At 33.6% G+C, this 6631-nt stretch carries 5 protein-coding genes; all 5 read left to right on the top strand.

Going from position 1 to position 6631, the window contains the following annotated elements; all coding sequences use genetic code 11:
* Positions 1 to 92: 92 nt before the first annotated feature.
* A complete protein-coding gene (locus FPG59_RS12490; RefSeq protein ID WP_086454925.1) occupies positions 93 to 1436 on the top strand; it encodes a sigma-54 dependent transcriptional regulator in 1344 nt (447 codons plus the stop codon).
* A 151-nt stretch (positions 1437 to 1587) separates the two neighbouring features.
* The gene (locus FPG59_RS12485; RefSeq protein WP_254906701.1) at positions 1588 to 2772 is read left to right on the top strand and encodes a PAS domain-containing sensor histidine kinase; all 1185 of its coding nucleotides are present in this window, start codon (positions 1588 to 1590) and stop codon (positions 2770 to 2772) included.
* Between the two features lie 610 nt (positions 2773 to 3382).
* Positions 3383 to 4921: a hypothetical protein gene (locus tag FPG59_RS12480; protein WP_086454923.1), complete on the top strand. Its 1539-nt coding sequence runs from the start codon at positions 3383 to 3385 to the stop codon at positions 4919 to 4921.
* A 288-nt stretch (positions 4922 to 5209) separates the two neighbouring features.
* Positions 5210 to 5833 carry a hypothetical protein gene (locus FPG59_RS12475; protein WP_086454922.1) on the top strand — a complete coding sequence of 208 codons (624 nt, stop codon included), beginning with the start codon at positions 5210 to 5212 and terminating at the stop codon, positions 5831 to 5833.
* Positions 5834 to 6186: 353 nt separating this feature from the next.
* Positions 6187 to 6631: hypothetical protein (locus FPG59_RS12470; protein WP_140344654.1), on the top strand; the 445-nt coding region annotated here is incomplete at its 3' end.

Raw genomic sequence — 6631 nt, 5'->3', positions numbered from 1 at the left:
AATTTACATGGTGTCCATAATTGAACACTATTTGTCCGAAACCGAACAATGATTCCATTTTCTGAATAAAAAAATACAGCTATTGCATTAGAATGAAAAAGACCAGCGCCTCCATATTAGTCATAGACGACGAAGAAGATATTCTTTTTGCTTCAAAAATGCTACTAAAAAAGCATTTTGAAAATATTTATACCCTTAATAACCCCAAAAATGTTGTGGAACTATTATCACAAAACAACATTGATGTGGTTTTGCTCGATATGAATTACAGAATAGGATTTGAAGACGGCAGAGAAGGTTTGTATTTATTAAAAGAAATAAAAACGCTTTCGCCAAAAACGGTCGTTATTTTGATGACCGCATTTGGTAAAGTAGAAACTGCTGTAGAAGGTTTAAAAGCAGGTGCTTTTGATTATATTTTGAAACCTTGGGAAAATGAAAAATTACTTAGCGTTGTAAAACAGGCAGTTGACAAAAGCCGTAAAGAGCAAAAGAAATCTAATAATATCGAGATTGTAGACGAATTTTTTGTTGGTAATTCAGAGGTTATAAAAAAAGCTTATTCTCTGGCCGATAAAGTGGCCAAAACCGATGCCAATGTTTTAATACTTGGCGAGAACGGAACCGGTAAATTTGTGCTGTCACATCATATCCATCTGCAATCAGAGCGAAAAAATAGTCCATTTATTCATGTTGATTTGGGATCATTGAATTCCAATATTTTTGAAAGCGAATTGTTCGGCTATGCTAAGGGTGCTTTTACAGATGCGAAGGTTGATACTCCAGGACGTTTTGAAATGGCTCAAAACGGCACTATTTTTTTGGATGAAATTGGAAACGTCTCATTGCATTTACAATCTAAACTCTTGCAGATAATTCAAACCAAAATGGTGACCCGTTTAGGAGAATCAAAAGCAAGACCGCTCAATGTTCGTATTATCACAGCCACCAATCTGAATTTGAAACAAGAAGTTACAGATAAGAATTTCCGTGAAGATTTGTATTATCGTATCAATACTATGGAAATTGTGTTGCCTCCTTTGCGCGAGCGAATCGAAGATAAAATTCCTTTGGCGCAGTATCTTTTGCAAAAAATGATTACAAAATACGGACGAGACACAATTACTTTTGACGAAAAAGCATTGGAACAAATAGCAAATCACGCTTGGAATGGAAATATTCGTGAAATGGAAAACCGAGTAGAACGTGCCGTGATTCTTTGTGAGAACAATTACATTACCGTTTCGGATTTGGATTTGGAACAAATCACAACCTACGAAGACAATCAAGATGATATCCAACTTTCGGCATTAGAAAAAACGGCTATTGAAAAAATCCTATTTAAAAACAACAACAATATTAGTAAAACTGCCGAGGAACTAGGATTATCCAGAGGTGCTTTGTATCGACGTTTAGAAAAATATAACATCAACTAATATGTTTACATCTTTAAAAATATACCAACTCCTTTTTCTTAGATTAATTTTTATTCTTTGCCTTTCTGTAATTTCCCTATTTATTTTTCAAAAAGGATTGGTCTTTACTGCACTTTTTGGGACACTCATACTTTTCATACTCTTTGTCGAAATGTATTTTTACATTAAAAACACCTTTCAGCTTTACGACAGAACAATCACTTCAATTTTGCAAAATGATTTCACCTCCGATTTTTCGAAACATAAATCGTATCAAAATTATTCTAATTTATTCAAGCTGTACGAAACGCTAAAAAACAAAGAAAACGAGCAGGTTTCAAAAGATATTGTTTACCGTTCTATTTTAAATACTATCGAAACAGGAATTATTATCTTACAAAAAGATGGAAGTGACTGGAACATTTTTTTGATGAATGATTTTTTTTCGAAACATTTTGATGTCCCAAAAGTGTCTAAATGGAAGTATCTGAAAAATCATTTGCCGGCGTTATGTGAAATTATCGAAAAACAGGATTTTCAGGAAATTAAAACATCTTTAGAGATTCGTGTCAATCAGCAAGACACGCAAACATTTGTGATGCAGTCTTCTAGAAGCGAAATTTACAATCGGGATTATTTTATTGTTGTACTGGATTCAATTCAAAATGTAATTGAGAAAAAAGAGAAAGAAGCTTGGGTCAATTTAATGAAAGTGATTTCACACGAGCTCTTGAATTCGATAACTCCCATTCGGTCACTTTCTCAGAATTTACAAGACCTGGTGCAGCAGGAAACCATTTCGGCAGAAGATTTAGACGATATGAAAAGTAGTGTTACCACGATGTTGAGACGAAGTGACCACTTGCAGCAATTTGTAGAAAGTTACCGAAAACTGGCCATGTTGCCATCGCCCAAAAAACAAATAATGGAACTGTCAAAATTGATTGACAACAGTTGTCAAATCATGAATCCATTGTTTAAAAAGGAACACATAGAAGTCATAAATACAATTGCGTTTGACCGCAGACTCCATATTGACCCGCAACAGATGGAGCAAGTATTTATCAATCTTTTGACAAATTGCATATACGCTTTATCTAATTCAGAAAAAAAACAAATTATTATATCGGCAGAAGTCAAAGAAAAGCGAATTTTTATCATGATCACTGATACAGGGCAAGGCATCGAAAAAGAAATAGAAAACAAAATATTCTTGCCTTTCTTCACCACCCGAAAAGAAGGAGCCGGAATTGGTTTAACTTTATCTAAAAGCATAGTTGAGGCTCACGGAGGCTACTTGGCATATAGAAATGATGAAGGAATAACTACTTTTGTGATTTGTTTGATTGAAAATTGATCTTAATTTAGATATGAATAAAAATTAGAGTTTAAGTTAAGCGTCGTAACTTATCAAGTACAAAAGCGCTCTTTGCTTTATAAATACATTTCTCTATAAAATAACTCAGAACTTCAAAAACTGTGTAGACTTTTAATGCAAATTGAAATAGCCATTTCTTTATTTCAAGATCTGGCGCCAATACTATTTATTGGAACAGACAAAAAGAGACTAAGGTAAAACGCCTATTATTAGTCAGTCAAATCTAATAATTGCATCACTCTTTTTCATCTTGTTTAGTCAAATAAATTTAACACACTTATTTCGTAGAACGATATTCTCTTATTATAAACACTTTAATTTAATACTTGTGCTTGATATAGTATGGTAATGGAAAGCTCGAGACATGACACAGGGAGTTCCACGACTTGTAATGTACGGTCAATCCATGAACAGATTATGATAGACGATTTTTTTTAAAAATTAACTCTCAAGTGATGGGCTTTGCGAGGGTATGCCAAAAAAAAAATAAAAAGCAGGTATTTATACGTTAAACTATCTGCTTGGCTTGTCATATTTTTGGTTAAACAATTACTAACAAAAACTAATAGTAACGAAACCATTACTCCCCATGAAAAAAACAATTACCAAATTAAGTGTCGTAGCCTTCTTAGGGCTCACCATTTTTATAGCTTGTAAAACCCAAGAAAAAACAGAAGCTTCAAGCTACTTGCCAATCAATGTTTTACCTTCTTGTGTAGTCACTCCTTCTGAGTTTAAGACTTGGTTTGTGGGTGGTAATCCTACTGAGAACGGAGCTGTAGAACCTGCTAACAGTGTGACTTTTGGTCATGAAGACAATGGTGATTTTTACCGATGGTCTGAGCAAATGTTTTTGTGGATTACTTCGCCAAGCTCAGGTATTTATGGAAAAAGTAAGACGGTTTTAGAATCTCCTGTTTTCTATACCGTTTCACCAGAATTTGGTGTAAATGAAAGAAAATTAATTCCGCATAGACCTGGTATATTGTTGAGTGCGCTACCTAATATAGAAAAAAGTAGAGGTGTTGATAGCGAGGAAGGACAAGCCACAGGCGATGCTTTGATGTCAAAAGATGGTGCCTTACTCTATTATATTACCATGGTAAATGATGTGTATGCACAGTTTATAGCGGCTGTAAATGCAGGCAAAATGAAAGGCAAGCAATTTCCAACCACACAAGCTGAACTAAATACTATTGTAGCTTATGCTAAAAGTCAAAATATTGTTTTACCAGATGCCAAGGCCTTAGCCATCGAACTTAAAACTTCGTGGGTTGATGCTAGTACTGTGAAAGATCTAAGTAAATATATTACTATAGATGCACTTGTACCTACTTATATTAAAACATCAAAAAAGTGGACTATCATTCCTAATAAAACTCAAAAAATAAAATTAGCCCTGTTGGGTGTGCACATTGTGGGAAGTACGGCTGGACATCCAGAGATGGTGTGGTCCACTTTTGAACATAAAAATAATGCTCCTAATTTAAGTTACACCTATTTAGATACCTCAAAGAAGCAACAGAAGATTGCGGCAGATAGTAAAGGCCTTTGGGTTTTGAATTCGGTACCAGCAGATACGAACAACATTAATATCTCGCACATGAAGTTTAAAAACGATACTATTTCTGCACAGTGGACTACCAATCCTCTACCACCGGCAAATAATACCATTAGCCCGAGTAATACTACCAGAACCAAGCCTTGGGGTGTAGCAAATAAAGGAGTTCCAAACCCTGAGAATGCAACTGCAGCGGCTTCCAATAGTCAGATCATATCGATTAACAATTCGGTGCTATCACAATTGGTTGGTAATGATATACGAAAAAATTATCTCTTTATAGGATCCACTTGGACGGATGGTGGCGCAGCACCTAATGGTCAAAGTTATTCCGCTACCAATACCAAAAGCGGTGTGGCTATAGGTACAAGTCAGTTGGCAAATAGCACAATGGAAACCTATGATCAAAGTACGGCCTATAACCTAAATGGTTCTTGTTTTAGTTGTCATCATGATTATAAGTCGTCTAAACCTACTTTAGACCCTAACTTTTTAAGTCACGTGTATGCTGATATTAGACGAGGTGATTCTATTTCAGGTAGAAAAGTTAAGTTAATTCAGAAATAGATTGAATAAGAGTTTAAAAGTGTAAGGTTTCCATAGATCCCAATAGATTATGGGCAGCCTTACACTTTTAGCTTATTCAAACCCCATCGGTGCAATTAAATAAAAAACATTTTAAAATTGATTGTAAACATTACAATCAGCGTAAAGAGAGTGACAGTAGGTCGAAATAATGGGCTTGAAATCATAACTATACCCAACGGGCTTACTTAACTTTTAAAACACATTAATTTCTAAAGAAAATATTAATTTTAGAAATAACCAAGACACTGTCTTACAGTACCATAATTTATGAAGGGAATAAAATTAAATTTCATTAATCATTCAAATGACATCAATAATAGTAGTATTGTTATATTTTCTAAAAATAGTGCTATGGTTTTTGACGAGCTTGCTATTGCCTGGAAAGTAATCGAAAATTGCGGTATAGGAGAACATCATCCTTTAAATTATGATCTAAATGTGCATGTTTCGGCTGGAGATTCTTATGGGAATTATACCCCTGAATTATTAGCCCAAAACGGTCAGCAATTTGAGATGATCAAGAATACTTCTGGGGATGTTTTGCAATTGAGTGGGCAACCTACAATGATTTCTACTGAAATAGAGATTGCTAATAATTTACCAAGGGGTTCTATCAGCGGGAATGTATATCGTAGCGGTAGCTTATATGCTTCAACTCAAAATATCGTACCAAGTCATAAAGCAGTTTTTTCATTTAAACCTACTATTTGGATTGGTGTTGTTTCTCAAATAACCGAAGGTGAAGTAATAAATTCAGCCATTATGTCGAAAATAAACACTGAGATTAGTTTGTTAGGGATTTCTAGTGCCGATATTGTGATGACTGGTGGCGGTTCTGGTTCTTCCTCTACCCCATTTACATTTAGCTTGCAAAATGTTCAAATGGCTTAATTTTTTCAAACATAACCTAATATATAATGAGTTAATAATTATTTAGTTTAGGTTTAAATTAGATATTTGTTTAGACGACTTTCAGTGGGTAGGACGCCGTTTTTTTTTGTTCCATACTTTAGGTTTATTTCATGGTTGCGAATTTGAAGCTAAGGAATGTTCATTTGGGTTTAAAGGATGTATCTGCCTGATAAAAAAGGGTATTTTTCCCCTAGTTATATTTATCAATAATTTTTACGTTTACATCTGAAAAACAAGTGTTTATACTCATTTCTGGCTTTTTAATAAAGATTAGATTTGGTAACTCTATTTGGTGTTTATTTCAATTTTAAACAATTCTAAAAACTAGAAACATGAAAAAACTATTACTCGCATTTTTACTCTTATCAGGGGTAAGTAATTATTCTCAAACTAATCATGAGGATAAACAGACAAAAAAGGAAGAATTGGAGAAAGAACTAAAGACTGAATTAAATAAAAATCCACATGACTCAAAAAAAGTCGAAGAACTAATACAGAAAATAGCAGTAATAAATAAAAAGAGCAATGTTCTAACTGTTATTAATGATTTTGAAACACAAGCTTATACTTCAAATCAATTAAAACACAAACAACCAATTGTATTCAAAATAGATAACATCAATAAAATTCCAAACAAAGTAGAAATCACTTCAAATATTGTAAAAATAAACCATGATTTTTTAAATGGTGATGAAAATAAAGTAGCCAATAAGGTTAAAAAGGATAATGATGATGAAAATAGAAAAAATAGTATCAGCCCTGACATCAGTATAAAAG

Origin of the sequence: Flavobacterium sp. FPG59, assembly GCF_002150205.1 — a bacterium.
In the GTDB taxonomy this organism is placed as follows: Bacteria; Bacteroidota; Bacteroidia; order Flavobacteriales; family Flavobacteriaceae; genus Flavobacterium.
The sequence above is the reverse complement of the archived record's forward strand: the minus strand, read 5'-3'. Positions and strand labels throughout refer to the sequence as shown.